A 26,342-nucleotide genomic window follows, 5' to 3' on the forward strand; every position below is an offset into this window, starting at 1 on the left:
TCGGCCGCTCAGAGTGACCCCCGCCCGGGCGGCGATCCGGGGCGAGGTGACAATGAGTCATATGGCCGAGGATCTTCGCGCCCGGCGCGCGGCGCACCTGCTGGACTTCGTGCACCGTGCCGACCGGCGCCTGCGCGGGCCGGACCAGTTGCGCTGGGCAACATTGCTGCGGGCCGAGACCGGCGGCCTGGACTCGGCGATCCGCTGGTCCGCCGAGCACGATCCCCCGCTCGGCCTGCGACTTGTCGCCGGACTGTCGACGTACTGGTGGATGCATGGTCTTCGCGGTGACGCCGCGAGGTCCGCGCGCTGCGTGCTGACTGCGCTCGGGCCGCAGGTGCCGGAGGGGCTCAGCGAGGAGTACCTGCTCGCAGTACTGTTGGCTGCCGGTCAGCAGGACGACTCCGGGTTCGATCTGGCTGAGCATGTCGAGCAGGCCGCGCTGGTCGTGCAGAGCCTGGACGAGCCGTTCACGCACCCGGTGACCTTGCTGCTGTGGTCGATCGTGTTCGGGCCGTTCGTCGCGCCGGGCCAGGTCGCTGACGTGCTCGCGCGGAACACGACCAGCCTCGACCCGTGGGCGCTGGCAGCTATCGAGCTTTGCGCCGGATACCCCCGGCTGACCGGCAGCGACCCTGACATGTCCGAGAAGGCCCTGCAGGAGGCTCTGGCGCAGTTCCGGCTGATTGGAGACCGATGGGGCGTCTCACTGGCCCTGAGCGCCCTTGCGGAGCTCGCGGCCTGGTCGGGGCAGTTGGGGCAGTGCCAGGAGCTCACCGGCCAGGCTCTGGCCGTCACGGAGGAGTTGGGAGCCGACGAGGACTCCTCGCTGCTGCTATGCCGTCGCGCCGACCTACACCTGCGCCTGGGTGAGCTGCTTGCTGCCCGCAGGGACTACCAGCGCGCACTGCAGCTCGGAAACGCGGCGGAGACGTGCGCGGCCGCCCGGATCGGCCTCGCCAGAGCAGCCCGGTACGGCGGGGATCTCCCGGCCGCCCGGGAGTTCGCGCTGGCGGCGCTGGACGGGTGTCCCGGCAGCGGTGAGCTGGCCCGGACCGAGGCCCTCGGCGAACTCGAGGCGATCGCCACGGCCGAAGGTGACCCTGTGGCACCGGCCACACCTGGCGGCTCTCGCCGGATAACCGGGCGCTGGTTAGAGTCGGGCTGACCCAGCCCAGAGGTGCAACGGAGCAGCCTGATGGACAAGACGTACGACTCGCCGCAGGCCGCGGTCGACGACATCGGCGACGGCGCGAGCCTCGCGGTCGGCGGCTTCGGGCTGTGCGGAAACCCGATGCAGCTGATCAGCGCGATCCACGACAAGGGAGTGAGCGGCCTCAGCGTCGTCTCGAACAACTGCGGCGTCGACGACTGGGGTCTCGGCATCCTGCTCGCGGACAAGCGGATCGCCAAGATGACCTCGTCGTACGTCGGGGAGAACAAGGAGTTCGCCCGGCAGTTCCTGACCGGCGAGCTGGAGGTCGAGCTGACCCCGCAGGGCACGCTGGCCGAGAAGCTGCGCGCGGGTGGCTGCGGAATCGCCGCCTTCTTCACGCTGGCGGGCGTCGGCACCCAGGTCGCGGACGGCGGGCTGCCGCAGAAGTACCACGAGGACGGCTCGGTCGCGAAGGCCTCGGAGCCGAAGGAGACCCGGGAGATCAACGGCACGACGTACGTGCTGGAGGAGTCGATCACCACCGACTTCGGCCTGGTGCACGCGCTGAAGGGCGACACCCACGGCAACCTCGTGTTCGACCGCAGCGCGCGGAACTTCAACCCGCTGGCCGCGATGGCCGGCCGGGTCACCATCGCGCAGGTCGAGGAGCTGGTCCAGCCTGGTGAGCTGAACCCCGACGAGATCCACCTGCCCGGCGTCTACGTCCAGCGTGTCGTTGCTGTCGGCAAGGATATCGAGAAGCGGATCGAGAAGCGCACGGTCCAACCCCGCGAAGCCTACGAGGCTGCTCGCGAGAAGCTGGAGGCCTGAGATGCCACTCACCCGTGAGCAGATGGCAGCCCGCGCCGCCGCGGAGCTCGAGGACGGCTCGTACGTGAACCTGGGTATCGGCCTGCCGACCCTGGTGCCGAACTACATCCCGGACGGCGTCACCGTCGTGCTGCAGAGCGAGAACGGCATCCTCGGCGTCGGGCCGTACCCGGTCGAGGGCGACGAGGACCCGGACCTGATCAACGCCGGCAAGGAGACCGTCACGACGTTGCCGGGCGCGTCCTTCTTCGACTCGTCGCTGTCCTTCGGGATGATCCGCGGCGGCGCCATCGACGCGGCCATCCTGGGCGCGATGCAGGTGTCGGCCACCGGCGACCTGTCGAACTGGATGATCCCCGGCAAGATGGTCAAGGGCATGGGCGGCGCGATGGACCTCGTGCACGGCGCGAAGAAGGTGATCGTGCTGATGGAGCACGTCGCCAAGGACGGCTCGCACAAGATCCTGCAGGAATGCGACCTGCCCTACACCGGCCGCGGCGTGGTCAACCGGATCATCACCGACCTCGCGGTCCTCGACGTGACCGACGACGGCCTGCGGCTCGTCGAGCTCGCCGACGGCGTCAGCTTCGACGAGCTCCAGGAGAAGACCGGAGCCCCGATCAAGCAGTGACCCGCGCATCGTCCGGGTGCTTCGGCGGGCTCCGTCGATCACCCGGACGGTCGCCTGACAGGCCACGCTTCCGGCCGCCCTTCCGGTGACGCCGCCGACCGCGAACAGTAGTCACGTCGTGACCATGTGTTGACTCTCCCGCCTGAGCTCTTCCGCGCGGTGCCCTCGAAGGCCACCCTTGACCCCTGTCGGTTGTCGGCCTCGGTGAGGATGGAATGCATGGACCTGGATGTCTTCGTGATCGGCGGCGTGGGAATCGACACCATCGTGCGAGTGCCGGGGCTGCCACTGCCCCCCGAGGAGACGGTCCACGTCCAGCCGGTTCGGTCCTACATCGGCCATACCGGCCACGGCGTCGTACTCGGCTGTCACCAGCTCGGCCTCGCCACTGGACTCGCCGATGTCATCGGTGATGATCCCGAGGGCGCGCGGATCCGCTCGGCGTACGCGGAACTCGGCCTGCCGCTGGCGTTCGCCATCCACCCGAGCGGCACCCGGCGATCGGTCAACCTGGTCGGCCCGGACGGCCGCCGCCTCTCCCTGTACGACGGCCGGCAGCCGTGGGGCCTCCGGGTTGACCCGAACCTCTGGCGCGGCAACGTCGCGCGGGCCCGGCACGTGCATGTGTCGATCATGGACTTCGCGCGCTGGGCTCTTCCGGACGTGCTGGCCGCCAACTGCACGGTGTCCACCGACCTGCACGACTGGGACGGCGAGAACGAGTACCACCGGGACTTCGCGCAGGCGGCGGACCTGGTCTTCGTCTCCACCAGCGCCCTGCGGGACAAGGCGATCGACTGGATCTTCGCGAGCGGCCGGGCCCAGGCGGTGGTCGCGATGGCCGGCTCCGAAGGCAGCTACCTGTACGTACGTGACGAGGAGCCGGTGCACGTTCGCGCAGTACACATCCCGGGCCGTCCGGTCGTCGACACGAACGGTGCCGGCGACGCCTACGTATCGGCCTTCCTCACCACCTGGCTGGACGGCAGGAGCTACCAGGAGGCGGCCGAGGCAGGCTCCATCGCCGGCGCCTGGGCCTGTGGCTCCCCCGGCACCCACACCGACCTGATCACCGCCGAACAGCTGATGCTGCTGCGCTTCTAGCTGTCAAAGGTGGGCCGGGTCGAGCGTATGGCTGACCTCTCGGACGATGACGGCGAATAGTTCCAGCGACTTCGACAGCGGCTCGTCGCGATGGGCGAGCATCACCGCCGCGTAGTCATCGGCCAGCGGTACGAAGACGACGCCCCCGTTGCGTAAACTCCTTGTGGACAAGGGCAATCGCGTGACGCCGAGGCCGGCGGCCACGAGCGCGAGCAGGTTCTGCGGACTGGTTCCTCGCTGGACGACGCGGGGAACGTAACCCGCCAGCGCGAAGGCCCGGTCGTACTCCCGGTGCCACGGCGGCCAGGAACTCCTGGCCGTCAACAACCAGGATTCGTCGGCCAGCTCGGCCAGGGCGATCTCGTCGCGACCGGCCAGCGGATGCCCTTCCGGCAGCACCGCCGCGACCGGCTCGTCCAGCAGATGCTCCGTCGCCAGGTCGTCGACCAGAGGTGGCCGCGTCAGGCCCGCGTCGAACTCGCCGTTCCGCAGACCGGCCACCAGCTTGGCGATCGACACCTCCTGCGCCTGCAGGTCGACAGTCGGATGCCGCTCGCGGAACGCCCGCACGACCGGCGGCATCAAGTAGTTCGCGACGGAGCTGAGGAAACCGACCCGGAGCGGGCCGATCTCACCCGACGCGGCCTGCCGGACCAGTGCGGTGACCCGATCCGCCTCGGCCAGGAGCTTGCGGGCTTCGGGCAGCAACACCCTGCCGACCACCGTCAGCCGGACCCCGCGAGACGTGCGCTCGACCAGCGCCGCGCCGTACTGGGCCTCCAACTGCCGCAACTGCTGGGACAGGGACTGCTGCGCGATGTGCAACCGCCCCGCCGCCCGGGTCAGGCTGCCCTCTTCGACGATCGCGACGAACGACCGCAACAGGCGGAGTTCGGGAGTCACGCCTCGATCCTGCCACAGTCTGTGGCTGTGACCGGCCAGCCGATTACTGTTTCCGCCCGACAGCCGGCCGATCCTACGGTCGAGCCATGTCATCAATCACTGAAGGCCGGGTCTGGCTGATCACCGGCTGCTCCTCCGGCTTCGGCCGCGCCATCGCCGACGCCGCGCTCGCTGCTGGCGACCGCGTGGTGGCCACCGCCCGCAACCCCCGAACCCTGGAAGAACTCGCCCGTACTGCGCCCGACCGCGTGCGCGTGGTCGGCCTGGACGTCACCCGGCAGGCCGACATCGACGCCGCCGTGGCGTCTACCCTCGACCGGTTCGGGCGGATCGACGTACTGGTGAACAACGCCGGCTACGGCTCGGTCGGCGCGGTGGAGGAGATTGTCGAGGCCGACCTGCGCGCCCTGATGGACACGATGTTCTTCGGAGCGGTCGCGCTCACCCAGGCGGTCCTCCCCGTACTGCGATCCCAGGGCAGCGGCACGATCGTCCAGCTCAGCTCGCAGGGTGGCCAGCTGTCACCACCCGGTTTCGGCGCCTACTGCTCGGCCAAGTTCGCGCTGGAAGCGATGACCGAGTCGCTGGCCGCCGAGATCACCCCGCTCGGCCTGCGGGCGTTGATCGTCGAGCCTGGCGCGTTCCGCACCGAGTTCGGCGGGAGTCGACTCCACCACTCGCCCGAGAACCCGGCGTACGCCGAGACGGTCGGACCGACGCGAGCCATGATCGACAGCGCCGACGGCACCCAGCCGGGCGATCCGGCCAAGGCCGCGGCGGCGATCCTCACCGCCCTCGACGCCGACAACCCGCCGCTCAGGCTGGCGCTCGGGAACGATGCCGTCGACAACATCCGCTTGAAGCACGCGCAACTTGCCGACGACCTGACCACCTGGGAGAAGCTCTCCCGCTCGACCGACCTCTGAGCCGGCGTCAGCCGCGGGTCAGAGGTGGATACAGGGTGGTGGCCGGCCCACGACGGAAGAGCTGCGCGGGCCTGCCGACGTCGCGGGTCGTGGTGGCGCCGAGGGGGATGACGAAGCCGTCGGTCTTGGTGGCCTTGCGGTGGAAGTTGCGCGGGTCGAGCGGGACGCCCCAGACGGCCTCGTAGATCCCGCGCAACTCCGAGATGGTGAACTCGTCGGCGCAGAACGCGGTGGCCAGGGAGGAGTACTCCAGCTTCGCCCGGGCTCTTTCGACCGCGTCAGTGAGGATCCGGTGATGGTCGAACGCGAGCCGCTTCGGGTCCTCCAGTGCATCGCCGACCGGCACCCACGAGGCCGACGCCGCATCCGTCCCGGCCACCGGCGCGGGGAGATCCGGGACGAGGGCCAGATAGGCGACGCTGATCACCCGGCCGCGCGGATCCCGGCCGGGTTCGCCGTACGTCGCGACCTGCTCGAGGTGGATCCGGTCGGAGAGCAGGCCGGTCTCCTCGCTCAGTTCGCGCCGGGCGGCGGCCTCCAGGTCCTCCTCGGGGCGGACGAATCCGCCCGGCAGCGCCCAGCGGCCCTTGTATGGGGCGATCCCGCGGCGGATCAGCAACACCTCCAGCGAGCCGTCGCGAACGGTCAGGATGGCCAGGTCGGCAGCCACGCCCAGCGGCACGAAGTCCATGGTAGGCCACTCTAATCGTCACCTTGACGAAAAGCGATGCAGGGTCTTATCGTCAAAGTGACGACAACGAGATCCAGAGCCGGCCGGGCGGATCCGGGCGGCGAGACAGGAGAACGACCGATGGCCGACATCACCCGGTTCCGCTTCATCAGCCACCTGCGGGCCAACCCCACCACCCACGTGCGGCACCTGCGCAACGGCAGGGTCGCGCACGACGGCGCCGGCCAGGCGTTCTGGTTCCGGGCGCTGAACTCGTCTCTGAGCGAGGTCCCGATCGACGACCGTGAGCAGCCGTTGCTGTTCCACGGACGGACGCTGGACTTCCAGGACGTCGTAGTGCAGGCGACCGTGACCTACCGGGTGACCGACCCGGCACTCGCCTCGACCCGGCTCGACTTCGGGATCGACCCGGACACCGGTCTGTGGCGAGCCACTCCGCTGGAGCAGCTCGGCGGTCTGCTGACCGAGCTCGCGCAGCAAACCGCGCTCGACCTGCTGGCCCGGATGAACCTCACCCAGGCACTCTCCGAGGGGATGGCTTCGCTCCGACTGGCGATGAGCACTGGGCTGCGCGAGGACCAGCGGCTCACCGGGCTCGGGATCGGCGTAGAGGACGTCCGCGTGGTCGCAGTACGGGCCGAGAGCGACGTGGAACGCGCACTGCAGACTCCCACCCGGGAGATGGTCCAGCAGGCCGCGGACAAGGCGACGTACGAGCGGCGGGCGATGGCCGTCGAGCGGGAGCGGTCGATCGCCGAGAACGAACTGCAGAACCAGATCGAGCTGGCTCGGCGGGAGGAGCAGCTGGTCACCCAGAAGGGGCAGAACGAGCGTCAGCGCGCGACCGAGGCCGCCGCTGCCGGGCGGATCGAGACCGAGGCTACCGCGGGTCGGCGACGGTCGCTGGCCGAGGCCGACGCCGACGCGAAGCGGGTGATCGGTTCCGCCGAGGCCGCGGCCGAGAAGGCGCTGCTGGAGGCCTACGCGGAACTGGACCAGGGGATGATCCTGGCGATGGCGATCAAGCAGGGCGCGCTGCCGGAGATCGGCACGCTCAACCTGACGCCCGACCTGATCACCCCGCTGCTGACCAAGCTGACGGCCGGGGACCGGGCATGAGCCTGCCACCCCGGGCGGTCGTCGTACACCGGGCGACGGAGCTCACCGAGCTCGTCGCCCGGCACGGCACCCGCCAGCAGGCCGGCTTCTTCCTGTCCAGCCGGGGGCGCGACCTGGCCGAGCTGGACGCGCGTCACCAGGCGCAGCAGGAGGCGCTGGCAACGGTGTCCGCGTCGATCCCGCTGGACTGGCGCCGAGCTGTTGCTGAGCGCAACGACCTCGACCGTTTCGTCTTCGGGCCCGAGGATCTGGTGATCGCGGTCGGGCAGGACGGGCTGGTCGCGAACGTGGCGAAGTACCTCGACGGACAGGCGGTGATCGGAGTCAACCCGGAGCCCGGGCGCAACCCCGGAGTACTGGTGCCGCACGAGCCGGCCGCAGTACCGGATCTGTTGCGGTCGAGCGCCGTCGAGGAGCGGACGATGGTTGCCGCGAGCACTGATGACGGGCAGACGTTGCTTGCTTTGAACGAGGTGTACGTCGGGCATCGGAGCCACCAGTCGGCGCGGTACCGGCTGGCGTCACCCGAAGGGCTCGAGGAGAGGCAGTCGTCGAGCGGTCTGCTGGTCGGCACCGGGACAGGTTCCACGGGGTGGTGCCGGTCGGCGTGGCAGGAGCGCGGGAGCAGACTGCGGTTGCCTTCGGCAACGGAGCAGGCGTTGTGCTGGTTCGTGCGGGAGGCGTGGCCGTCGCCGGCTACCGGCACGAGCTGCACGGAAGGCCTGCTGTCGTCGGAAGATCGGCTGACTGTGACCGCCGAGGCCGACCTGGTGGTCTTCGGCGACGGCATCGAGTCGGACACTCTGACGATCACCTGGGGCCAGGGCCTCGACATCGCCGTCGCAGAGACGCGACTCAGGTTGATGCGTTGAACCGAAGTGTGGGTCAGGGTGATGGGTTGAACCAGGCGAGTGGGTCGTCTTCGACGTCTGCTCCCAGGGCAGCGAGCGCGCCGACGGCGAGGGTGCGGCGGTAGGCGGCGTAGGTGAGGATGTGCGCGATCATGCCGGCGGCGGTGAAGACGTACGGCTCACCGCCGGTGACGTCGACGAACGTCTCGTCGAACCGATCCTCGGCATCGATCCGCCGCACCGTCGCGACGAACGCGGGCCCGACCCGTTCCAACTGCTCGCGCAGCTCCTCGAGGGTCCGCTCGCGCTCCTGGGTGACGTCGTACGGCTCGTTCGCCATCGCGCAGGTCCACATCTCCAACTGCCCGACCAGCCGAGCCAGCAGCGACCTGATCGTCGGATCGACATCGATGCTCAGCACCGACAGCTCGATCGGCTTGTCCAACTGAGCTTCCAGCACCGGGTCCCGCTGGGCCGCAGTGTCAAGCAACCGCCCGACCACGGCCACATGGTGCTCGATCAGACCGGGGACGAAGTTCATAGACCTCACCTGCCTCCGCGCGGGCAGCCGCAAGCCGCCGGGTGGATAGAAATGCACGTCATTAGGAGCCGCCAGCAAGAACCCGGCCGCCGACCCCCGCCACACCGCGGGCGCAGTACCGAACGCCCTCCCGAAAGCCCGCGTGAACGCCTCATGGGACGAGTAACCCGCCTCCACAGCCACATCCAGCACGCCGGCGCCGGTCGTCCTGAGCTTGAACGCGGCCCGCTCCAACAACACCCGCCGCCGAAGCCGATCCGGAGCCTCCCCCGCCGCCGCACCAACCACCCGATCAAACTGAGCCCGCGACAGATGCAACCTGGCGGCCAGTTGGTCCCCCGACACCCCCGGATCATCAAGGCAGCCCGCCAGCACCTCGACAAACCTCCCGAACGCATCCTCCATGCCCTGATAGTGCCCGCTTCACCTCCGCCGCGCTTGATCGATTTCCTCGCGAACCACTCCTCGCCTCGCGCGCCGCCGGCACGACGAACCATCCGTAGCCACCTGACCCCGTGCGCCTGTCAATTGCTGAGGACGAGCGAGCGGCGTACGGAAGGACAGGAAGTACTGTTCGGGAGTCGACTTCTTGTGAGGCTTCGGCCGCCTGGAGCAGTTCGTCCAAGCCTCGCGTTGACCTGCACCACAACGAGAAAGGCCCCGGCTCCCATGAGTTCTGGAGAGCCGGGGCCTGTCCCCTGGACGATCAGTTGGAAGCGTTCGCCGGTGGTTTTGCCAGCGCCACATAAGCGGTCACCAGCTGGTCCGCGTCGCGATCCCAGTTCAGCTCATCACCGGCCGCCCGTACTGCGCTCACGTATCCCGGGTAGTCCGCGATGACAGCACGAACCGCCGCCGCCAAGGACTCCGCGTTGCCCGGCTCGTACAAGGTGCCGAGGTGGTACTTCGTGATCACCGCCCGCAGCTCGGGCAGATCGGCGGCCACCACGGGGACACCCGCCCGGACGGCGTGGAAGAGCTTGTTCGGCAGAGCCAGCCGGTGGTTCTCGCACGTGTTGGTCAGGGTGACCAGGGAGATCCCGGACTCCTGCAGGACCCGGTCCACCTCGTCGATCGAGGTCTCCGGCACCTTCTCGACGCCACCTAGGTCGAGCCGGTAGTTCGGGTCGACAGATCCCATCAACAGAGTGCGGAACGGCGCCAGCAACCGAGCAGCCCCGACAACGGTCGGGAGATCACGCCCGGCCCCGACCCGTCCCGCGTAGAGCAGACCAGCCGGGGTGTCAGGCAGTTCGGCCGGAGCCGCGGCCCGCGGGAAGGTGTTCCGCACGACGCGGACGTCGGACAGCCCTCGCTCCCGCAGCCGCTGCGCGATCCCGTCGCTGACGGTGAAGACGACCACGGCCCGCTGGGCGAGCGCGGTCTCGAAGCGACGACCACGAATCCGCCAGAGCGGAGTCGGGCGACCTGGAAGGGCCCGGTCGAACCAGAGTTCGTGGCTGTCGTAGACGAGCTTCGCCGACCACTTCCCGGCGTACTCCGCGGCCAGCTCGAGGGTGTTGAAGTCGTGCGCGTGCACGACCTCGAACGGCTCGAACGTGGCCAGCTTCGCCGCGGCCGCGGTACGCCATTGCTTCTCGGTGCGCAGCCGGTGCTCGGGCAGCAGGAGCCACCTGACCATCCGCTGGCCGAGCACCTTGATCCCACGTTGTCCGTGTCCGACCACCGGCCCGGTCCCGCTGCCCCGGAGGCCGGCTGAACGCGAGACGGACTCGACGCTCGCGCCGGCTCCCAGCTCACCGTGATCGGCCAGGAAGGCGTCCGGCACATCGCGACCGACCACGTGAACCGTGTGGCCGGCCGCGGTCAGCGCCGCCGCTTCCCGCAGGATGCGCGAGTCCCCGGCGATAGGGGACTGCGCCAGCATCAGGATCCGCATCTCACCGTCCGCCGAGACTCATCGGCCAGCCAGCCTGCTTCATCGGCCACCCAGGCTGCTTCATCGGCCACCCAGGAAGGGCAGCAGCGCCTCGACCGACTTGCGGCCGTCGTGCACTTCCCGGATGTACCGCGGTCCGGCGTCGGCGAGCTTGCGGGCTTCCTCGCGCTCGTCGATCAGCCGCTCGATCACCTCGGCCAGGTCGTCCGGGTTCGCCTCCACGATCGGCAGCTCCGTCGGCAGCAGGTCCCGGACGTGGTCCGCGACGTGGCCGACCGTGACCCGGCCCGCCGCCATCGACTCGCACGCGAAGACGCCGTACGAACCGAGCAGCAGCTGGTCGACCACGATGTCGACGTCCTTGATCAGCTCGACCAGCTCCGAGTGCGGAACACCCTGGACCCGCTCGTACCTGATCACGCCCTTGGCATCCAGCGCGGTCAGCACCGGGTCGACGAACGCCGAACCCTTCAGCGCGCTCGCCGACGGCGCATGCAGTACCACCGGCACCTCCCGGTCCAGCACCGGCGCAGTCGACGCCAGCTGGTCCGGGTTCACCACGACCGGCAGCCACATGCTGTCCTCGACGTACTCGAGCAGGTCCGGCGTGGTGACGAACCGGCTGCCCTCGTAGCCGACCAGGTGCTGGCGGAGCAGATCGTTTGCCGCCTGCAGCCGGATGGTGAGCTCGTCGGTCCGGTCCGCGAACGGCGAGAACTGGTACTTCGCGCGGTGCCGGGCCGGGTCGCGCACCTCGGAGCCGTGGAAGATCAGGCCGTGCTTGATGTTGGACGCGTCGAGCATCGCCACGTCCTGCGCCCAGAGCTGGCCGGGCAACTGACCGAACATCGGCCGGCCTGCCTCGAACAGCACGTGGGTCACGTTCTGCAGCACCCAGGAGGTCGTCTCGAGCTGCCAGCGCAGATCGCTGCGGTACTGCTCGTACGTCCCGGTGCGGTGCACCTTGAAGTCGTACGTGCCGCTACCAGTGGTCAGCGACTCGGCCGCGACCCCCGGCACCTCGCGAGTCAGCGCGGTGGTCCACAGGTAGGCCTGCCCGGCGCTGTTCACCGGCCCGATCAGCAGCCGCCGTCCGACCGTGTCCGGCGTCGTGTCCGGAGTCGGCTCGAGGTCACGGCCCAGCAGGTCGGTGTAGAGCGTGCGCAGCTTGTCGGCCTGTCCACTCCACGCCGCCTCGCGCTGGAACACCGGGTCGGCAAGCCGTTCGCGGTACGTGTCGGGCCGGCTCAGCAGCAGCTTCGCCTGCTTGGCCAGGTCGCCACTGTTCCCGGCCTGGAAGACCTCGCCGATCCCGGTCCGGGTGACGAACTCCTTCATGCTGGCCATGTCGCTGACCAGCACCGGCAGACCGCCCAGGCTGTACTCGAACAGCTTGTTCGGCATCGCCATCTCGTGGTTGGGGGCGCGCAGCATCGGGATGAGGCCGGCGTCCGCCGTGGCGAGGAAGGCGCTCACGTTCTGCGGCGCGACCGGGTTCAGGTAGTGCACCCGGTCCTCGACCCCGAGCTCGGCGGCGAGGGTGCGCAGGGTGTCGACGACCGGCTGGATCGTCGACGGCACGCAGACCACGGCCAGGTGCACGCCCGGCATCTCCGGCAGCGCCCCGATCGCGGTCTCGATCCCCCGGACCGGGGTGATCCCGCCGCTGTAGACCAGCAGCGGCACGTCGGCGGGCAGCCGGACCTTGGCCCGGATGTCCCGCTCGATCTCGACCGACTCGGGGATGTCCGGCGTGTTGAGGATGACCTCGGGCTTGCGTGGCAGCTTGTGCTCGTTCTCCAGCCGGTCCGCGATCGCCGAGCTGACGGTGATCACCCGGTCGGCGGCACCGATGTACTCCCGCTCGTGGTTCGCCCAGGCGGCGATGTACTTGCGGGTGCGAGCGCCGTACCGGGCGATGCCGGGCACGTACTCGTGCGCGTCGTAGATCACCTTCAGGTCCTTGCCACGCAGCTTCGCGCGGCCGGCCGCGCGGGTGGCCACCCCGATCACGTGCATGTCGTGCGCGTGCACGACGTCCGGCTCGAGCCGGTCGACCAGATCGCCGAACGCGATCTCGAGGTCGATCGCCTCCGGGTGCACCCGGCGCCAGCGAGCCGGCCAGGTGATCCGGTGGTTCACGCCGTCGTAGGCGCGCCAGCCGAACCGGAACGGCTTGTCCAGCCCCAGGCCGACGCCCTTGCGGACCTTGATGCCCTGCTGTGCAGTCTGCCAACCGATCCGCCGCAGCAGCCGAGCGAAAACGCCGGCCTTGAACGCCAGGTCGCCGACCGCACCCGGCCGCTTGGCCTTCATCGCGTGACCGGAGTCGGACTTGAGCTCCCGCTGGCCGACCTGCACCCGCTGGCTCCGGGCCATCATGGCCTGGCGCGACGGGTAGCCGACCAGCGGCGGACGCCAGTTCCGCCGCCTGGCGCGGCTGAGGATCCTTTCCTCGCGCAGGGTGAACGGGACTGCCACCCGGACGACCATCGCGCCGTCGAGCATCTCCCGCGACCCCTCACCGGTCGAGAGACCGAGCACAGTCACCTGTACTCCGGCCTCGGTCAGTGCGGCAGCCTCTTTACGAACCCGGCTGTCGTTGGTGACCTCGTTCGCGACGAGCATCACCACCCGCAGATCTCCCGGGGACCTCGTCACAGGCGCACCGACCTTCCGATCACGATTCGGCGGACACCCGCCCAGCGAGCCGGGTCGGTGCTGTCGCGACCGTCGACGAGGACCTTGATGCCGGCCAGCTCGGCCGGGGTCAGCTCCTTGTACTCCGGGTGGTCGGCCTGCAGCACGGCGGCGTCGACCGCCTCACCCAGGTGGAACGGGGCGAAACCGAGGCGGTGCAGCTCCTCGTCGGTGTACATCGGGTCGTGCACGAACACCTCGGCGCCGCGCGCCTCGAGCGCCTCGACGGTCGGGAAGACGCCGGAGAACGCGGTCTCCTTCACGGCTCCACGGTAGGCCGCGCCGAGCACGACAACCCGCACGCCCGCCAGGTCGCCGTACGCGCCCTCGAGCAGACCGATGGTGTAGTCGGGCATCCCGAGGTTCGCCTCACGGGCGGCGCGGACGACGGTCGCCTCCGGGTCGGTCCACAGGTACAGCCGCGGGTAGACCGGGATGCAGTGGCCGCCGACGGCGATGCCGGGCCGGTGGATGTGGCTGTACGGCTGGGAGTTCGACGCCTCGATCACCTGGTGCACGTCGATGCCGTTCGCGCCGGCGAACCGGGCGAACTGGTTCGCCAGGCCGATGTTGACGTCGCGGTAGGTGGTCTCCGCCAGCTTGGCCAGCTCGGCCGCCTCGGCCGAACCCAGGTCCCAGACGCCGTTACCGCGCTCGAGGTCGGCGCGCTCGTCGAAGTCCAGCACGGCCTCGTAGAAGGAGATCGCCCGCTTGGCGCCCTCCTCGGACAGGCCGCCGACCAGCTTCGGGTACTTGCGCAGGTCCGCGAAGACGCGACCGGTGAGGACGCGCTCCGGCGAGAAGACCAGGTGGAAGTCCTGGCCCTCGACCAAGCCGGAGACCTCCTCGATCAGCGGCTTCCAGCGATTCCGGGTGGTGCCGACCGGCAGCGTGGTCTCGTAGCTGACCAGAGTGCCCGGGGTCAGGTTCTCGGCCAGCGAACGGGTGGCGTTCTCCATCCAGCCGAACTCCGGCTCGCCGGTCTGCTCGTCCACGAACAGCGGTACGACGATGACGACGGCGTCACTGCCCGGGATGGCGTCCGCGTAGTCGGTGGTCGCCCGCAGCCGGCCGTCGCCGACCGTCTCGGCCAGCAGCTCGGCCAGGTGGGCCTCACCCGGGAACGGCTCTTGTCCGGCGTTGACCTGGTCGACGGTGGCCTGGTTGATGTCGACGCCGACCACTTGGTGGCCCTTGGCCGCGAACTGGACCGCCAACGGCAGTCCGATCTTGCCTAAGGCAACTACTGCTACTCGCACGGGAACTCCACTAGGTATGAATCAGTCATCATCGGGGACCTCTGAGGCGCCGCTCCAGCGGGTGTTCGACGAACTTGTAGAGCAGCCACGAGGCGAACATCGAGAGCACGAGAACACCGGCGTACCAGGTCAGGTTCGACCAGCCGACCGGACCCGCGAGGCCGTGGAACTCACGGATCGCGTAGAGGATGGTCGCGTGCACGAGGTAGAAGGAGTAGGACCACTGACCGAGCGCGACCAGCGGGCGGCTGCGCAGCAACGACCTGCCGCCGCGCATGTCCCGGGACGCGACCGCGAGGATCATCAGGCCGTACAGGACGGTCAGGATCTCCTTCTGGGTCAGCGCCATGGTGGTGGCGAACGGGAACGTCCGGTGCTCACCGGAGTAGTACAGGGTGTAGATGCCGACGGCAAAGATCGCGAACGCCAGCCAGAACGGGAAGCGCGGCCGCCAGCCTGATCGCAGCGCGATGGCCAGGCCGATGCCGAAGATGAACGCGACCGAGTGCAGCACCGGCTGCGGCAGCACCGGCACGGTGTCCGGCCACTTGTACAGCGCCAGCCGGTAGGCGCCACCGAGCGCCACCACGACGACGCACATGACGAGGCCGCCGGCCGTCTTCAGCCGGACCGTGGCCCGCTGCATGAACGGGAAGTAGGCGTAGAAGAACGCCTCCACCGACAGCGTCCACGACGCCGGGTTGCCGGAGTACAGGATGGTCGGGTCGTTCGACCAGCCGTGCAGCAGCACCACCGAGAGCAGCAGGATGCCGACGTCGAAGGGCTTGATCCAGCTCATCGCCGGGTCCGGGTGGATCCGGTAGAAGACGAACACCGCCGCCAGCAGGGCGACGGCGTGCGCCGGCCAGATCCGGGCGAAGCGGCGCCGGTAGAAGGTCCGTACCTTCGTCCCGGGCTGCGCCGACCAGGTCAGCACGAAGCCGGAGAGGACGAAGAAGAAGGTCACGCCGGAGGTGCCGAACTTGAGGAACTTGTAGATCGGCAGCGGCGCCAGGTTCGTCATGTGGTGGGTGAACACGAAGAACGCCGCCCACCAGCGCAGGCCGGTGAGCGACTCGACCCTCGGCAACCGCTTCCGGGTGGCCGGCGGTGCGGCAGGATCCGCCGGCACCGGCGCCGGCGGCTCGTCATGAGCCAGCGGCGCGGGTGCGGCCCGGACCTGTCCCTCTTCCTGCTCCTCGGCGGCCTTCGTCATGTGGCTACCCCGCGAGGGCGGAGACGACGCGACCCGCCGCCTGGCCGTCGCCGTACGGCGCGGCCTGCTTGCTCGTCGGCACCGGCCGCACAGCCACCTCGGGCAGCTTGGTGAGGTCGGTGGTGAGGATGTTCCACCCGTCCTCGAGCGTCTCGGTCCATTCGGTCTCCGTGCGCAGCGTCGTACACGGGGTGCCGAGCAGGAAGGCCTCCTTCTGCAGGCCGCCCGAGTCCGTCACCACGCCGACCGAGCCGAGCACCGCCGCGACCATCTGCGGGTAGGCCAGCGGCTCGGCGGTGTGCAGCGAACCACCCGGACGCTCGAGCTTGATGCCGAACTCGGCACAACGCGCGACCAGCCGCGGGTGGGCCAGCAGCAGCACCGGGGTGTCGAGCGAGGCCAGCCCGTCGACGATCGCGGCCAACTGCTCCGGGTCGTCGGTGTTGTCGGCCCGGTGGATGGTGGAGACCAGGTACTCGCCACGCTTCAGGCCGTCGGGCAGGTCGAGCGGCTCGTCCTCGACCGCGTCGCGGACCCGGAAGCAGACATCGGTCATGACGTCGCCGACCAGCCGGGCGCGGTCCTTCAGGCCCTCGTTGGCCAGGTGGTCCATCGCGACCTGGGTCGGGGCCAGCAGCAGGTCCGCCGCGTGGTCGGTGAGCACCCGGTTGTGCTCCTCCGGCATCGACCGGTTGAAAGAGCGCAGGCCGGCCTCGAGGTGAGCCACCGGCAGGTGCATCTTCACCGCGGACAGAGTGCCGGCCAGGGTGGAGTTGGTGTCGCCGTAGACGAGCACCCAGTCCGGCCGGTGCTCGTCCAGCACCGCGTCCATCGCGGACAGCATCGCGCCGGTCTGGACACCGTGACTGCCCGATCCGACGCCCAGGTGGACGTCGGGAGCGGGGATCTTCAGATCGGCGAAGAAGACGTCGGACATCTTGGCGTCGTAGTGCTGACCCGTGTGCACGATGACGTGCTGATGCTCGGTGGCGGCGAACGCCTCCGACACCGGGGCGAGCTTCACGAACTGCGGGCGCGCCCCGACGACGCTCAGGACCTTCATGACTGCGCGGCTCCAGCACTCTCGAGCGTGCCGTCCAGAGCGTCGGTCAGCCGGACCGACCGGCCGTCCTCGGCCGCGGACCGGATGACGGCCTCGGCGACGACGACCGTGGCCAGACCCTGCTGCAGGGTGACGATGTCCGTCTCCTTGCCCAGGATCGCGTCGCGGAACGCCTCGTGCTCGGCCCGCAGCGGCTCGGGCTTGGCGATCGCGTAGCGGATCATGTCGCCCTCGCTGACACCACGGAAGTGCGCGACGTCGTCCCAGGCGGTCTGCACGGTGCCGTTGGCGTGGAACGACAGGTCGGCGAGCAGGGTGTCGGCGATGAAGGCGCCGCGCTCACCCGTGACGACGGTGAGGCGCTCCTTCATCGGGGACAGCCAGTTGACCAGGTGGCTGGACACGGTGCCGTCCCGCAGCATGCCGGTGACGGCGATCAGGTCCTCGTACTGCCGGCCGCTCTTGTGCGCGCTCTGCGCGGACACCGAGGCGAACGGCGACTGGGTCACCCAGGCGGTCAGGTCGATGTCGTGGGTGGCCAGGTCGAGCACCACGCCGACGTCGGCGATCCGCGCCGGGAACGGGCCCTGCCGGCGGGTGGTGATCTGGTAGATCTCGCCGAGCTCGCCGGCCTCCAGCCGCACCCGCAGCGCCTGCAGCGCCGGGTTGTAGCGCTCGATGTGGCCGACCGCGCCGATCACGCCGGCGGCCTCGAAGGCCTTGGCGATCTCCGCCGCCTCCGCCGAGGAGCCGGCCAGCGGCTTCTCGATCATCGCGTGCACGCCGGCTGCGGCGAGCGTCTTGGCGATCTCGGTGTGGCATTGCGTCGGCACCGCGACCATGCAGTAGTCGATGCCTGCCTCGATCAACTGCTCGACGTTCTCGTGCACCGGCAGGCCGGTGGCCACGCCGTGCTTGTCGCCACCCGGGTCCGCGACGGCGACCAGGTCGACGCCTTCGAGGGAACCGAGTACGCGGGCGTGGTGCTTGCCCATCATGCCCAGACCGATCAGTCCGGCTCGCAGGTTGGCCATCTCAGGCACCAGCCTTCGCGACGGTCGCGACCGCGGTCACGATGCGGTCGAGGTCTTCCTCGGACAACGAGGGGTGGACGGGCAGCGAGAGCACCTCGGCCGCGGCCTTCTCGGTCTCCGGCAGGTCCAGCTCGCGCTTGAACGAGGGCAGCCGATGGTTCGGGATCGGGTAGTAGACGCCGCAGCCGACGCCGTGCTCGTTGCGGAGCGCGTCGGCGAAGCCGTCGCGGTCCTCGGTCACCGTGATCGTGTACTGGTGGTAGACGTGCGTCGCCTCGGGCGCCACGGTCGGCACGGCCACGCCGCGCAGGTTCGCGTCCAGGAAGGTCGCGTTCTCCTGCCGCTGCTTGGTCCAGCCGGCCACCTTGGTCAGTTGCACCCGGCCGATGGCGGCGTGCAGGTCCGTCATCCGGTTGTTCACGCCGACGAGCTCGTTCTCGTACTGCTTGAGCATGCCCTGGTTGCGCAGCAGGCGCATCCGGCGCTCGATGTCGGCGTTCGCGACCGAGTTCATGCCGCCTTCCCCGGAGGTCATGTTCTTGGTCGGGTAGAGGCTGAACATGGCGAACTCGCCGAAGGTGCCGACCTGCTCGCCGTTCCAGGTCGCGCCGTGCGCCTGCGCGGCGTCCTCGAAGATCATCAGGCCGTGGTTGTCCGCGACGACCTGCAGCTCGGTCAGGTTCGCCGGGTGACCGAACAGGTGCACCGGCATGATCGCCTTGGTCTTCTCGGTCACGGCGGCCTCGACGGCGGCCGGGCTGAGGCAGAAGTAGGTCGGCTCGATGTCGGCGAAGACCGGGGTCGCGCCGGTGAGGGCGACGCTGTTGGCGGTCGCCGCGAAGGTGAAGGACGGGACGATCACCTCGTCACCGGGGCCGATGCCCGCGGCCAGCAGGCCGAGGTGCAGACCCGAGGTGCCCGAGTTGGTCGCGACGCAGGCTCGGCCGGAGACCAGCGCTGCGCCGAACTCCTGCTCGAACGAAGCGACCTCAGGACCCTGGGCGAGCATTCCGCTGCGCATCACACGGTCGACTGCCTCCCGCTCCTCCTGCCCGATGATCGGCTTCGCGGCCGGAATCGGCTGCACCATCAGTTCTCCTCCAGGCTTTCGTCGGCCGGCCGCAGCCGCCCATCGGTTTCGATGTACATCGCACCTGAGCTCGGGCACTTCCACTCGCCGTCCCCCACGTCCAGCAACGGGACACCCGCCTTGCCGACCCACTTGATCCGGCGGGCCGGGACCCCGGCGACGAGCGCGAAGTCTGGCACGTCCCTGGTGACCACCGCACCCGCGGCGACCGTGGCCCAGCGGCCGATGGTGACCGGGGCCACGCAGACCGAGCGGGCGCCGACCGCGCTGCCCTGCCGCAGCGTCACACCGACGGCCTCCCAGTCGGAGGCGCTCTTCAGGCTGCCGTCCGGGTTGATCGCGCGCGGGAACTGGTCGTTGGTCAGTACCACGGCCGGACCGATGAAGACGCCGTCCTCGAGCACGGCCGGCTCGTAGACCAGGGCGTCGTTCTGGATCTTGCAGTTGTTCCCGATCCGCACCCCGGTACCGACGTACGCGCCGCGGCCGACGATGCAGTTGGTCCCGAGCACCGCGTTCTCGCGGATCTGGGAGAGGTTCCAGACAGACGATCCGTCGCCGATGACCGCGGTCTCGTCGACGTCAGCCGAAGCTGCGATCCGGGACGTCACACGATCTCCCTCGAAGTCAGCCAATCAGTGAGTGCCTGGGCGGAGCGCCGCCCGTCGTGCAGTTCCGCCACGTAGCCGGGGCCGGCGGCGGCCAGCCCGGCGGCCGCGGCACGGTCGGAGAGCACGTCGGCGAGGACCGCGCCGAGCGAATCGGGATCCGCCTCGAGGATCGGCACCTCGCGCCCGGTCAGACTCCGCATCCGGTCGCGAACCACCGAACCGACGTACGAGACCACCAGCCGGCCCGCCGCGAGCGCCTCGCAGGCGGCCACGCCGTACAGGCCCATCTGCAGTTGGTCGATGACGATGTCGGCCTCGCCGATCACCGCGGGCATCTGCTCGTGGGCGACGCCGCTGACCCGGCGGTAGTCGACGAGGCCCCGGTCGGCCAGGCCGGTCAGCACCTCGTCGATCCGCGCGGTGCCCTTGAGTTGCGGGTTCGACGGCACGTGAACGACGATCGGGCGGTCGCCCGAGAACAAAGGACGAGCCGCCCGCTGCCATGGCTCCGGATCGATCGCCACCGGTAACCATTGGGCGGTCGGTACGTCGTCCAGCAGGTCGACCGTGGAGACGAACACCGGGACCCCCGCGTCCGCCACGATCGCGGCGAACCGGCTGGCCTGCGCCTCCAGCCGGTCGGTCAGGTCGTCACCGGGCTTGAACGGCGACCAGCGCTCGCGCTTCGCGTGCCTGCTGGGCAGCCGGATGTCGGAGCCGTGGAAGACGAGCCCGGTGTTGATCCCGGATTCCACCAGCCGGTTGACCTCGCCGGACGCGTCCGGGACGCCGCGCGCGCCGAACAGCGGGCGCAGCGACTCGATCAGGACATGCGTGTACGAGCCCAGGACGTGCTGCTCCTGGGTCCGCTGCCACCGCGGCTGCCCGAACCAGGACAGCGGTACGCCGTAGTCGTCGGCGAACTGGAACTGCCCCCGACGGTGCACCGAGAACGACACGGCGTTCACCCCGGGAAGAGTGCGGGCCGACCGGGCCCAGGCGTAACCCTGGCCGGCCGAGTTGGTCGGGCCGACGAACAGCCGGACCGGGTCGTTCGAAACCTGCGGGAAGGCAGGCAGTTGCGCGTAGGAGTAGCGCAGGCCCACCAGCCGTCGCCGGACCGCACCCGCGGTCCGGGCGAGCGGAGCCGGCAGGTGGTCGCGAAGGGAGCGGGGGGCGGTCACAGCCACCGCACCGCCCCGCGCTGACCTGACTTCACTCACCCGTTCCCCGCCCCGACGAGCCGGTCCAGCTCACGACGAGCCGCGGGCAGCCCGAGCACCACCGGGGTGTCGGTCCTGCGCTGGCCGAGCTGCCAGCCGGCCCAGATCGAGCCGGCGTCCAGCGCGATCACGAGATCGGCCTGCTCGACGACCTTCATCACGTCCGGCCGGCCCTGCACCCGGGTCCAGTAGTTCTTGGACAGCTCGTTGCCGCGCCGGTTGGCGGTCAGCTTGCGGATCGGCGCCGCCTTCTTGATCGACTTGGGCAGCACCTTGCCACCGGCCCGGCGCAGCTGGCGGTACCGCCAGTGCGCGGCCTTGACGACGTGCTTGGAACCGGTCGGCCGCGGCTTGGCCGATGCGGGCGCAGGCTTCGGCTCACTGGCCGCCTCGGTGTCGGCGACCGACTCCGCGGCTGCCTCGGTGTCGGTGGCAGCCTCCGGGGCGGGAGCCTTGGCGGCCTCGCTGACGTCGGCGGGAACGGCCTCGGCATCGGCGGCCGGGGTGGACACGCTGTCCGCCGGTACGGCCGGCGGCACGGTCTCGACCGGCATCTCGCCCGGGCCGATCAGCGTGAAGCCCTCGACCAGCCCGTCGACCGGACCGGCCGGCGGGACCCACGCCACCACGTCGAGGCCGACGTCCGGGCGGCCGCCCAGGTCGGCGCGGACGGTGTCGAAGTACGCTGGGGAAAGCTGGCGGGTGCTGAGCAGAACAACCTTCATCTCAGGCCACCGCCCCTACCAGCGCACCGAGCGCCTCGATCCGCGGATCCAGCTGCAGGTCGCGCCGGTAGCCGGCGCCGAACTCCCTGGCCTTCTCCCGGATGCCCTCGTCGGCGGTACGCGCGGAGCGGGCCGCCTCCACCAGTGCTTCGGCGATCGACTCGGGTTCCAGATGTTTCACCGGGAACCAGAGCGGATGCCCGCGCAGTACGTCGGACGCCGCGTTCACCGGGTCGTGCACCGAGACGATCGGCAACCCGGTGGCGAGGTACTCGAAGACCTTGCCGCTGGTGACGTAGCGGCCCTTGCCCAGCATCAGCAGCTGGACGTCGAACTCGTCGTATGCACGGGCGATCTCGGCCTTGCCGACCGGGCCCTCGTAGCTGACCCCGTCGTCGGCGGCGGCCTCGATGATCGCGAGCATGTCCGCGCGCGGCTGGGCGTAGTACCCGAGGTAGCCGTGGATCTTCGCCTTGGCGTCGCGCAGGTCCTCGGACTGCTCCTTGGCCAGCTGCCAGCCCTTGACGAAGTCGGCCAGCGGGACCTTCGGCGAGACGGTGCCGACATACCCGAAGACGAGCGGCTTGTCGGCGACCGGGCCACGGTCCTGGGTGTCCGGGACCAGGTCGGGGTCGAACCCGTTGGCCACCGTGTGCATCTTGGCGGCGTGCTCCGGGTAGAGCTTCTGGTGCCACTCGAGGATCGGGTCGTTGACGAACCAGACCTCCCGGGCGGACTGCACCAGCTTGCGCTCCCACCGGGCCGCGCGGCTGTTCGGCTCGTGCAGCCGGTCGCCGCTGAAGACGTCCAAAAGCCAGGCGTCGCGGTAGTCCATCACGTACTGCACCTTGAACTTCTGGTGCAGGTGATATGCCGCGGTGAAGGCCACGTGCGGGTTGGCCGTGGCGACCGTCAGGTCCACCTTGTCGGCCTGGTGGATCCGCTCGGCGGCCTTCTCGATCGTGCTGCGCCACGGCCCGTATCCCGTTTCCGGGAAGGGGATCTGGTCGCGCATGGTCCGCATCTTGGCCCACAGCTTGGGGTTCTTGGCCCGGGACCGGGACCAGCGGCGCAGGTCGGCTTCGAGGATCGGCCACTCGAACGGCACCCGGACGACATCCAGTTCGGGGTGGATCCGCTCCTCCAGCGTCAGGTCGGCGCCGGTGAAGCGGTGGAACGTCTCGCGGTCGGCGGTCAGCACGGTGACGCGCCAGCCTTGCTCGGCGAACCTGTTCGCGGTCGCCAGCGCGCGGTAGACACCGCCGCCTCGGCAGGGCGGATAACCCCATGCGACGTACAGCATGTGTGGGCGGGCGTCGGTCATGCACTTCCTCGCAGCAGGTCCTGGATTGCGTCGGCCAGTTCGTCGTACGGCGTGATCGTGGGCAGGTTGTCCATGGCCCACTGGAGCGCGCAGTGGCGCAGCTTCTCCGGCTCCCCTGGATCGTCGGACCAGCGGCGCAGCGTCTCGGCCGCCTCGGCGACGTTGTCGATCAGGACACCGCCACCGGACTCCTCGATGATCCTCGTCTGGCGGGGTAACCGGGTGGAGATCACCGGCAGCCCGCTGGCGAGGTACTCGTAGATCTTGGACGGCATCGCCTCGACGAACGCCGGGGTCTCGTGCAACAGCGCCATGCTGGCGCAGGATCCCGCGGCGATCTTCCAGGCGGCGGCCGGTGGCTGCCGTCCGTGCAGCCGGACCCGGCCGGCCAGGTCGGCTCGCTCGATCCGGCGCTCCAGCCGGTCCCGGTCGGCCGAAGCCACCGGGCCGACCAGATCCAGCGACCAGCCCGGGGCGGCCGCGATCGCCTCGACCATGTCGAACAGACCGCGGCTCTCGCGCAGGTCGCCCACGTATACGGCCCTAGGCTCACCGGAGGGGCCGCACTGGCCGGAGAGGGCCAGGAAGGCGCGGACCGGCAGGTTCGTGACCACCAGGCGCTTCTTCGCCTGGTGCGGCGCCAGGTAGGAGTCCGCGACCACGGTCAGGTCGGCACCGGCGGCCAGCCTGGAGCTGGCCAGCACCATCAGGCGGGCCGGCAGCCCGACCGGACCTCTGGCCCAGGCACGGTCGGCCAGCAGCCGGCCGTAGTCCTCGTGCACGTCCGCGACCATCTTGCGGCGGCGCAGCCTGGCGACGAGCCGGGTGATCGGGATCATGTCCGGATCGACGGTCATCACCACCTTGGCCCTCGTCCGCCAGGGCAGCACCGCCGTCTGGGCGAGTCGCCGCACCAGGCTGCCCCGGATCCGGGCGTGCACATCCGCCCCGGCGGGCCCGCCGGCCGGGTCGCCCAGACCCCAGAGCTCGACGTGCAGACCTCGCTGCTGCAGGGCTGCGGTGATCTTGTGCAGCCGGGCGTCAGCGACGTCGTGGCCGGTCGTGATGATGCCCACGTCCGGTGCCGGGGCGGATCGCATCGTCAGAGATCCTCGAGAGTGACCGAGTCCTGTTCCCCGACCTGGAGGAACTTGGTGTACGCCGCGATCACCTCGTTCGGCTCGCCGCGCATCATCACCTTGCCCTTGTGCAGCCAGATGCAGTCGTTGCACAGATCCTTGACGCTGCTCATCGCGTGGCTGACCAGGAACATGGTCCGGCTGTTGGTGACCAGTTCCTTCATCTTCGCGGCGGCCTTCTGCTTGAAGGACGCGTCACCGGCCGACAGGGCCTCGTCGATCAGCAGGATGTCGGGATCCATGTGCACGGCGACCGAGAAGGCGAGCCGGCTGAACATGCCGGACGAGTACGTCCGCATCGGCATGTCGATGAACTCCTCGAGCTCGGCGAAGGCGGCGATCTCCTCGTACCGGGCCTGGATCTCCTTGCGGCTCAGGCCCGCGGCCAGACCACCGAGCACGACGTTCTCGCGGCCGGACAGCGCCGCGTTGAAGCCGACTCCGAGCGACAGCAGGGTGCTGACCCGGCCGTGCACCTCGATCCGGCCCTCGGTCGGCGGCAGGATGCCGGCCAGCGCCCGCATCAGGGTCGACTTGCCGGCGCCGTTGGCGCCGATGATGCCGATGGTGGTGCCGTGGTTCACGTCGAACGAGACGTTCTGGACCGCCTTGACCTCGCGGACGGCGCGTTCACCGCGACCGAACCGGACCAGCGCGCTCTTGAAGGTGGGGACCCGCTCGAACGTGGTCCGGTACGTGATGGACACGTCCTGGACCTTGACCGCCGGGACCGGCCGGCTGTTCTCCATCGCCTTCTTCTCGGCGGCCTCAGAGACGGACAACGAACTCACGCTCCCTCGACATGAAGAACAACGCACCGACCAGGGCCGCGGCGGCCGCCCACAGAACCCCACCGATCCACATCTCGGGGTCCGGGATGGTGCCCCGCACCAGCAGGTCGGTCCAGCCTCCGATCAACGAGTACAACGGGTTGTAGACGATGAAGCGGCGGAACCGCTCCGGCGCGTCCTCGGCGAACCACAGCACCGGCGACAGGTAGAGCCAGATCCGGACGAAGTACGGCAGGAAGCTCGTGGTGTCGCGGAAGTAGACCTGGATGGCCGCGAAGATCATCCCCATCCCGGCCGCGAAGATCGTCAGCAGGACCAGGAAGCTCGGGGCCAGCAGCATCGCCCAGTGCAACGGCTGCCGCATCAGCAGGTGGATGGCCGCGTACACGATCAGAGTCGGCAGGAACCGGAAGAACGCGGTCCGCAGTGCCGACAGCGGCAGCAGCATCCGGGGGAACGACATGTTCATCAGCAACTTGCCGCCGCCCACCACGCTCGAGGCGGCCGTCGTCATCGCACCGGAGAAGTAGTAGAACGCGAAAAGGCCGCCACACATGTGGGCGAACCGGGCGGACCCGTCTCCCTTACCGCCGCCGGAGATGATCTCCACCAGGATGTAGTAGACGCCGGCCAGCATCAGCGGGTTCAGCACCAGCCAGACCTGGCCGAAGAAGGTGTTCGTGTTCGCCGCCCGGATCCCGGTCCGGGACATCTCGGCGGCGAACTCCCGCCGCTCCCACAGCGCCTTGAAGTAGGGGCGCAGGGGCGGCAGTCCCACCTTGTGTGGCTCGTACACATGCACCGACGGGTTGAACTCCTCGTCGACGCTGGTCGCGTTCATTCAGGCGACGCCTCTCTGGGGACGGTCGTAGTCATCGAAGATCGAACTGCAGAAATTCGCGCTTCGCCTGATCGGTCGACCGCCGTTCGATCGAGGATGTCCGGCGGCGGCCGCGGTCTCCGACGACGGGGCCACGCAAACCGGAAGCAGAGTAGCGGATTTGCGTCATTGCCGACGACACAGCGTTCCTCCTGGGTGAGCAGCGACGTACAGACAGCTACCAAACGTCGCGACCCGAGCGAAAGAGTCGCCCCCCTGCCGATCGTTGTCGCGAATATACATTTGACAAGCTTCGCGAGGCGAATCGCCATGCCGTAAGGCCCCGGCGGGTCGGCCGGGCCTCACTGTCGTCGCGCTGGGGGACGACGAGGGCGGTGGATCAGAAGGTGTTCCGGGTCACCCGGTACGTCGGAACGGGTGCTACGTAGCCGGTGGAACCCGTGCGAGGCAAGGCGGTCAGCGGTCGCTGAGAGGAGCCGGTCGTGGCACCACTTCCCGTGGACAGCCTCACCATCCACGGAATCTCACCTGTTCCCGCAGGGGTTCCACCGTCAACCCGGGGGCCCGGCCCACCTTGGGCGCAGGTGGTCCGGACACTCGCCGAGTGGGACGGCACGATGACCAGGGCGGCGGTCATCGCACCCAGGCCGAAGGCCCTGTGCTGGCTGGGCAG

Annotated in this window: 24 protein-coding genes; 7 read left to right on the plus strand and 17 right to left on the minus strand. The window is 69.5% G+C overall.

The genetic code is table 11. From position 1 onward, the window contains the following. The first annotated feature begins 61 nt into the window (after nucleotides 1-61). The 4 genes from EV644_RS21355 to EV644_RS21370 all read left to right on the plus strand — a co-directional run bounded on the left by EV644_RS21355 (nucleotide 62) and on the right by EV644_RS21370 (nucleotide 3,722). On the plus strand, nucleotides 62-1,168 hold the full coding sequence (locus EV644_RS21355; RefSeq protein WP_132190439.1) for a tetratricopeptide repeat protein: 1,107 nt from the start codon (nucleotides 62-64) through the stop codon (nucleotides 1,166-1,168). A gap of 30 nt (nucleotides 1,169-1,198) precedes the next feature. After that, nucleotides 1,199-1,987, plus strand: a complete 789-nt coding sequence (locus tag EV644_RS21360) for a CoA transferase subunit A (protein WP_132190440.1) — start codon at nucleotides 1,199-1,201, stop codon at nucleotides 1,985-1,987. Between the two features lies 1 nt (nucleotide 1,988). Continuing rightward, entirely contained in the window at nucleotides 1,989-2,618 is a 630-nt protein-coding gene (locus tag EV644_RS21365) for a CoA transferase subunit B (RefSeq protein ID WP_132190441.1), read from the plus strand. Between the two features lie 219 nt (nucleotides 2,619-2,837). Beyond that, on the plus strand, nucleotides 2,838-3,722 hold the full coding sequence (locus EV644_RS21370; RefSeq protein WP_132190442.1) for a carbohydrate kinase family protein: 885 nt from the start codon (nucleotides 2,838-2,840) through the stop codon (nucleotides 3,720-3,722). 3 nt (nucleotides 3,723-3,725) lie between these two features. Here the strand turns inward: EV644_RS21370 and EV644_RS21375 are convergent, their stop codons facing one another. Then, entirely contained in the window at nucleotides 3,726-4,625 is a 900-nt protein-coding gene (locus EV644_RS21375; protein ID WP_132190443.1) for a LysR family transcriptional regulator, read from the minus strand. Nucleotides 4,626-4,711: 86 nt separating this feature from the next. Between EV644_RS21375 and EV644_RS21380 the strand changes: the two genes are divergently transcribed. Next, nucleotides 4,712-5,551, plus strand: coding sequence for an oxidoreductase (locus EV644_RS21380; protein WP_132190444.1), 840 nt, complete (start codon nucleotides 4,712-4,714; stop codon nucleotides 5,549-5,551). 7 nt (nucleotides 5,552-5,558) lie between these two features. Here EV644_RS21380 and EV644_RS21385 read toward each other — a convergent pair whose 3' ends face one another. Then, a complete protein-coding gene (locus tag EV644_RS21385) occupies nucleotides 5,559-6,242 on the minus strand; it encodes an NUDIX hydrolase (protein WP_132190445.1) in 684 nt (227 codons plus the stop codon). A 120-nt stretch (nucleotides 6,243-6,362) separates the two neighbouring features. On the opposite strand from EV644_RS21385, the gene EV644_RS21390 reads away from it, so the two are divergent. Next, nucleotides 6,363-7,361, plus strand: a complete 999-nt coding sequence (locus tag EV644_RS21390) for an SPFH domain-containing protein (RefSeq protein ID WP_132190446.1) — start codon at nucleotides 6,363-6,365, stop codon at nucleotides 7,359-7,361. Next, the gene (locus EV644_RS21395; RefSeq protein ID WP_132190447.1) at nucleotides 7,358-8,233 is read left to right on the plus strand and encodes an NAD(+)/NADH kinase; all 876 of its coding nucleotides are present in this window, start codon (nucleotides 7,358-7,360) and stop codon (nucleotides 8,231-8,233) included. The genes EV644_RS21390 and EV644_RS21395 overlap by 4 nt, the downstream gene beginning before the upstream one ends. A gap of 13 nt (nucleotides 8,234-8,246) precedes the next feature. Here EV644_RS21395 and EV644_RS21400 read toward each other — a convergent pair whose 3' ends face one another. The 15 genes from EV644_RS21400 to EV644_RS21470 form a co-directional block, all read right to left on the minus strand. Continuing rightward, nucleotides 8,247-9,158, minus strand: a complete 912-nt coding sequence (locus EV644_RS21400; protein WP_132190448.1) for a helix-turn-helix domain-containing protein — start codon at nucleotides 9,156-9,158, stop codon at nucleotides 8,247-8,249. Between the two features lie 301 nt (nucleotides 9,159-9,459). Beyond that, the gene (locus EV644_RS21405; RefSeq protein WP_132190449.1) at nucleotides 9,460-10,653 is read right to left on the minus strand and encodes a glycosyltransferase; all 1,194 of its coding nucleotides are present in this window, start codon (nucleotides 10,651-10,653) and stop codon (nucleotides 9,460-9,462) included. Nucleotides 10,654-10,713: 60 nt separating this feature from the next. Continuing rightward, the gene (locus EV644_RS21410; RefSeq protein WP_132190450.1) at nucleotides 10,714-13,314 is read right to left on the minus strand and encodes a glycosyltransferase; all 2,601 of its coding nucleotides are present in this window, start codon (nucleotides 13,312-13,314) and stop codon (nucleotides 10,714-10,716) included. Further along, the gene (locus EV644_RS21415) at nucleotides 13,311-14,612 is read right to left on the minus strand and encodes a nucleotide sugar dehydrogenase (protein WP_132190451.1); all 1,302 of its coding nucleotides are present in this window, start codon (nucleotides 14,610-14,612) and stop codon (nucleotides 13,311-13,313) included. The genes EV644_RS21410 and EV644_RS21415 overlap by 4 nt, the downstream gene beginning before the upstream one ends. Before the next feature lie 28 nt (nucleotides 14,613-14,640). Beyond that, the gene (locus tag EV644_RS21420; RefSeq protein ID WP_132190452.1) at nucleotides 14,641-15,828 is read right to left on the minus strand and encodes an acyltransferase family protein; all 1,188 of its coding nucleotides are present in this window, start codon (nucleotides 15,826-15,828) and stop codon (nucleotides 14,641-14,643) included. A 4-nt stretch (nucleotides 15,829-15,832) separates the two neighbouring features. Continuing rightward, nucleotides 15,833-16,891 carry a non-hydrolyzing UDP-N-acetylglucosamine 2-epimerase gene (wecB, locus tag EV644_RS21425; protein WP_132190453.1) on the minus strand — a complete coding sequence of 353 codons (1,059 nt, stop codon included), beginning with the start codon at nucleotides 16,889-16,891 and terminating at the stop codon, nucleotides 15,833-15,835. Beyond that, entirely contained in the window at nucleotides 16,888-17,925 is a 1,038-nt protein-coding gene (locus tag EV644_RS21430; protein WP_132190454.1) for a Gfo/Idh/MocA family protein, read from the minus strand. The genes wecB and EV644_RS21430 overlap by 4 nt, the downstream gene beginning before the upstream one ends. A gap of 1 nt (nucleotide 17,926) precedes the next feature. Next, nucleotides 17,927-19,018 carry a DegT/DnrJ/EryC1/StrS family aminotransferase gene (locus EV644_RS21435; protein WP_132190567.1) on the minus strand — a complete coding sequence of 364 codons (1,092 nt, stop codon included), beginning with the start codon at nucleotides 19,016-19,018 and terminating at the stop codon, nucleotides 17,927-17,929. Next, complete coding sequence (locus EV644_RS21440) at nucleotides 19,015-19,626, minus strand: acyltransferase (protein ID WP_132190455.1); 612 nt, start codon at nucleotides 19,624-19,626, stop codon at nucleotides 19,015-19,017. The genes EV644_RS21435 and EV644_RS21440 overlap by 4 nt, the downstream gene beginning before the upstream one ends. Continuing rightward, nucleotides 19,623-20,816 carry a glycosyltransferase gene (locus tag EV644_RS21445; protein ID WP_132190456.1) on the minus strand — a complete coding sequence of 398 codons (1,194 nt, stop codon included), beginning with the start codon at nucleotides 20,814-20,816 and terminating at the stop codon, nucleotides 19,623-19,625. Before EV644_RS21445 ends, EV644_RS21440 begins: the two co-directional genes overlap by 4 nt. Nucleotides 20,817-20,845: 29 nt before the next feature. Then, nucleotides 20,846-21,574: a hypothetical protein gene (locus EV644_RS21450; RefSeq protein ID WP_132190457.1), complete on the minus strand. Its 729-nt coding sequence runs from the start codon at nucleotides 21,572-21,574 to the stop codon at nucleotides 20,846-20,848. Between the two features lies 1 nt (nucleotide 21,575). Continuing rightward, complete coding sequence (locus EV644_RS21455; RefSeq protein ID WP_241998575.1) at nucleotides 21,576-22,898, minus strand: glycosyltransferase family protein; 1,323 nt, start codon at nucleotides 22,896-22,898, stop codon at nucleotides 21,576-21,578. Continuing rightward, a complete protein-coding gene (locus EV644_RS21460; protein WP_132190458.1) occupies nucleotides 22,895-23,998 on the minus strand; it encodes a glycosyltransferase in 1,104 nt (367 codons plus the stop codon). Before EV644_RS21460 ends, EV644_RS21455 begins: the two co-directional genes overlap by 4 nt. A 2-nt stretch (nucleotides 23,999-24,000) precedes the next feature. Continuing rightward, entirely contained in the window at nucleotides 24,001-24,819 is an 819-nt protein-coding gene (locus EV644_RS21465) for an ABC transporter ATP-binding protein (protein WP_241998577.1), read from the minus strand. Beyond that, nucleotides 24,806-25,669 (minus strand): ABC transporter permease, encoded by an 864-nt coding sequence (locus EV644_RS21470; protein ID WP_132190459.1) that lies wholly within the window; start codon nucleotides 25,667-25,669, stop codon nucleotides 24,806-24,808. Before EV644_RS21470 ends, EV644_RS21465 begins: the two co-directional genes overlap by 14 nt. Between the last annotated feature and the right edge of the window lie 673 nt (nucleotides 25,670-26,342).

It is taken from the genome of Kribbella orskensis, assembly GCF_004342085.1.
GTDB classification, from domain to species: Bacteria; Actinomycetota; Actinomycetes; order Propionibacteriales; family Kribbellaceae; genus Kribbella; species Kribbella orskensis.

Coding starts and splice junctions, on each gene's coding strand:
- EV644_RS21355 (WP_132190439.1), top strand. CDS start 62: ATGGCCGAGGATCTTCGCGCCCGGCGCGCGGCGCACCTGCTGGACTTC.
- EV644_RS21360 (WP_132190440.1), top strand. CDS start 1,199: ATGGACAAGACGTACGACTCGCCGCAGGCCGCGGTCGACGACATCGGC.
- EV644_RS21365 (WP_132190441.1), top strand. CDS start 1,989: ATGCCACTCACCCGTGAGCAGATGGCAGCCCGCGCCGCCGCGGAGCTC.
- EV644_RS21370 (WP_132190442.1), top strand. CDS start 2,838: ATGGACCTGGATGTCTTCGTGATCGGCGGCGTGGGAATCGACACCATC.
- EV644_RS21380 (WP_132190444.1), top strand. CDS start 4,712: ATGTCATCAATCACTGAAGGCCGGGTCTGGCTGATCACCGGCTGCTCC.
- EV644_RS21385 (WP_132190445.1), bottom strand. CDS start 6,242: ATGGACTTCGTGCCGCTGGGCGTGGCTGCCGACCTGGCCATCCTGACC.
- EV644_RS21390 (WP_132190446.1), top strand. CDS start 6,363: ATGGCCGACATCACCCGGTTCCGCTTCATCAGCCACCTGCGGGCCAAC.
- EV644_RS21395 (WP_132190447.1), top strand. CDS start 7,358: ATGAGCCTGCCACCCCGGGCGGTCGTCGTACACCGGGCGACGGAGCTC.
- EV644_RS21400 (WP_132190448.1), bottom strand. CDS start 9,158: ATGGAGGATGCGTTCGGGAGGTTTGTCGAGGTGCTGGCGGGCTGCCTT.
- EV644_RS21405 (WP_132190449.1), bottom strand. CDS start 10,653: ATGCGGATCCTGATGCTGGCGCAGTCCCCTATCGCCGGGGACTCGCGC.
- EV644_RS21420 (WP_132190452.1), bottom strand. CDS start 15,828: ATGACGAAGGCCGCCGAGGAGCAGGAAGAGGGACAGGTCCGGGCCGCA.
- wecB (WP_132190453.1), bottom strand. CDS start 16,891: ATGAAGGTCCTGAGCGTCGTCGGGGCGCGCCCGCAGTTCGTGAAGCTC.
- EV644_RS21430 (WP_132190454.1), bottom strand. CDS start 17,925: ATGGCCAACCTGCGAGCCGGACTGATCGGTCTGGGCATGATGGGCAAG.
- EV644_RS21450 (WP_132190457.1), bottom strand. CDS start 21,574: ATGAAGGTTGTTCTGCTCAGCACCCGCCAGCTTTCCCCAGCGTACTTC.
- EV644_RS21455 (WP_241998575.1), bottom strand. CDS start 22,898: ATGACCGACGCCCGCCCACACATGCTGTACGTCGCATGGGGTTATCCG.
- EV644_RS21460 (WP_132190458.1), bottom strand. CDS start 23,998: ATGCGATCCGCCCCGGCACCGGACGTGGGCATCATCACGACCGGCCAC.
- EV644_RS21470 (WP_132190459.1), bottom strand. CDS start 25,669: ATGAACGCGACCAGCGTCGACGAGGAGTTCAACCCGTCGGTGCATGTG.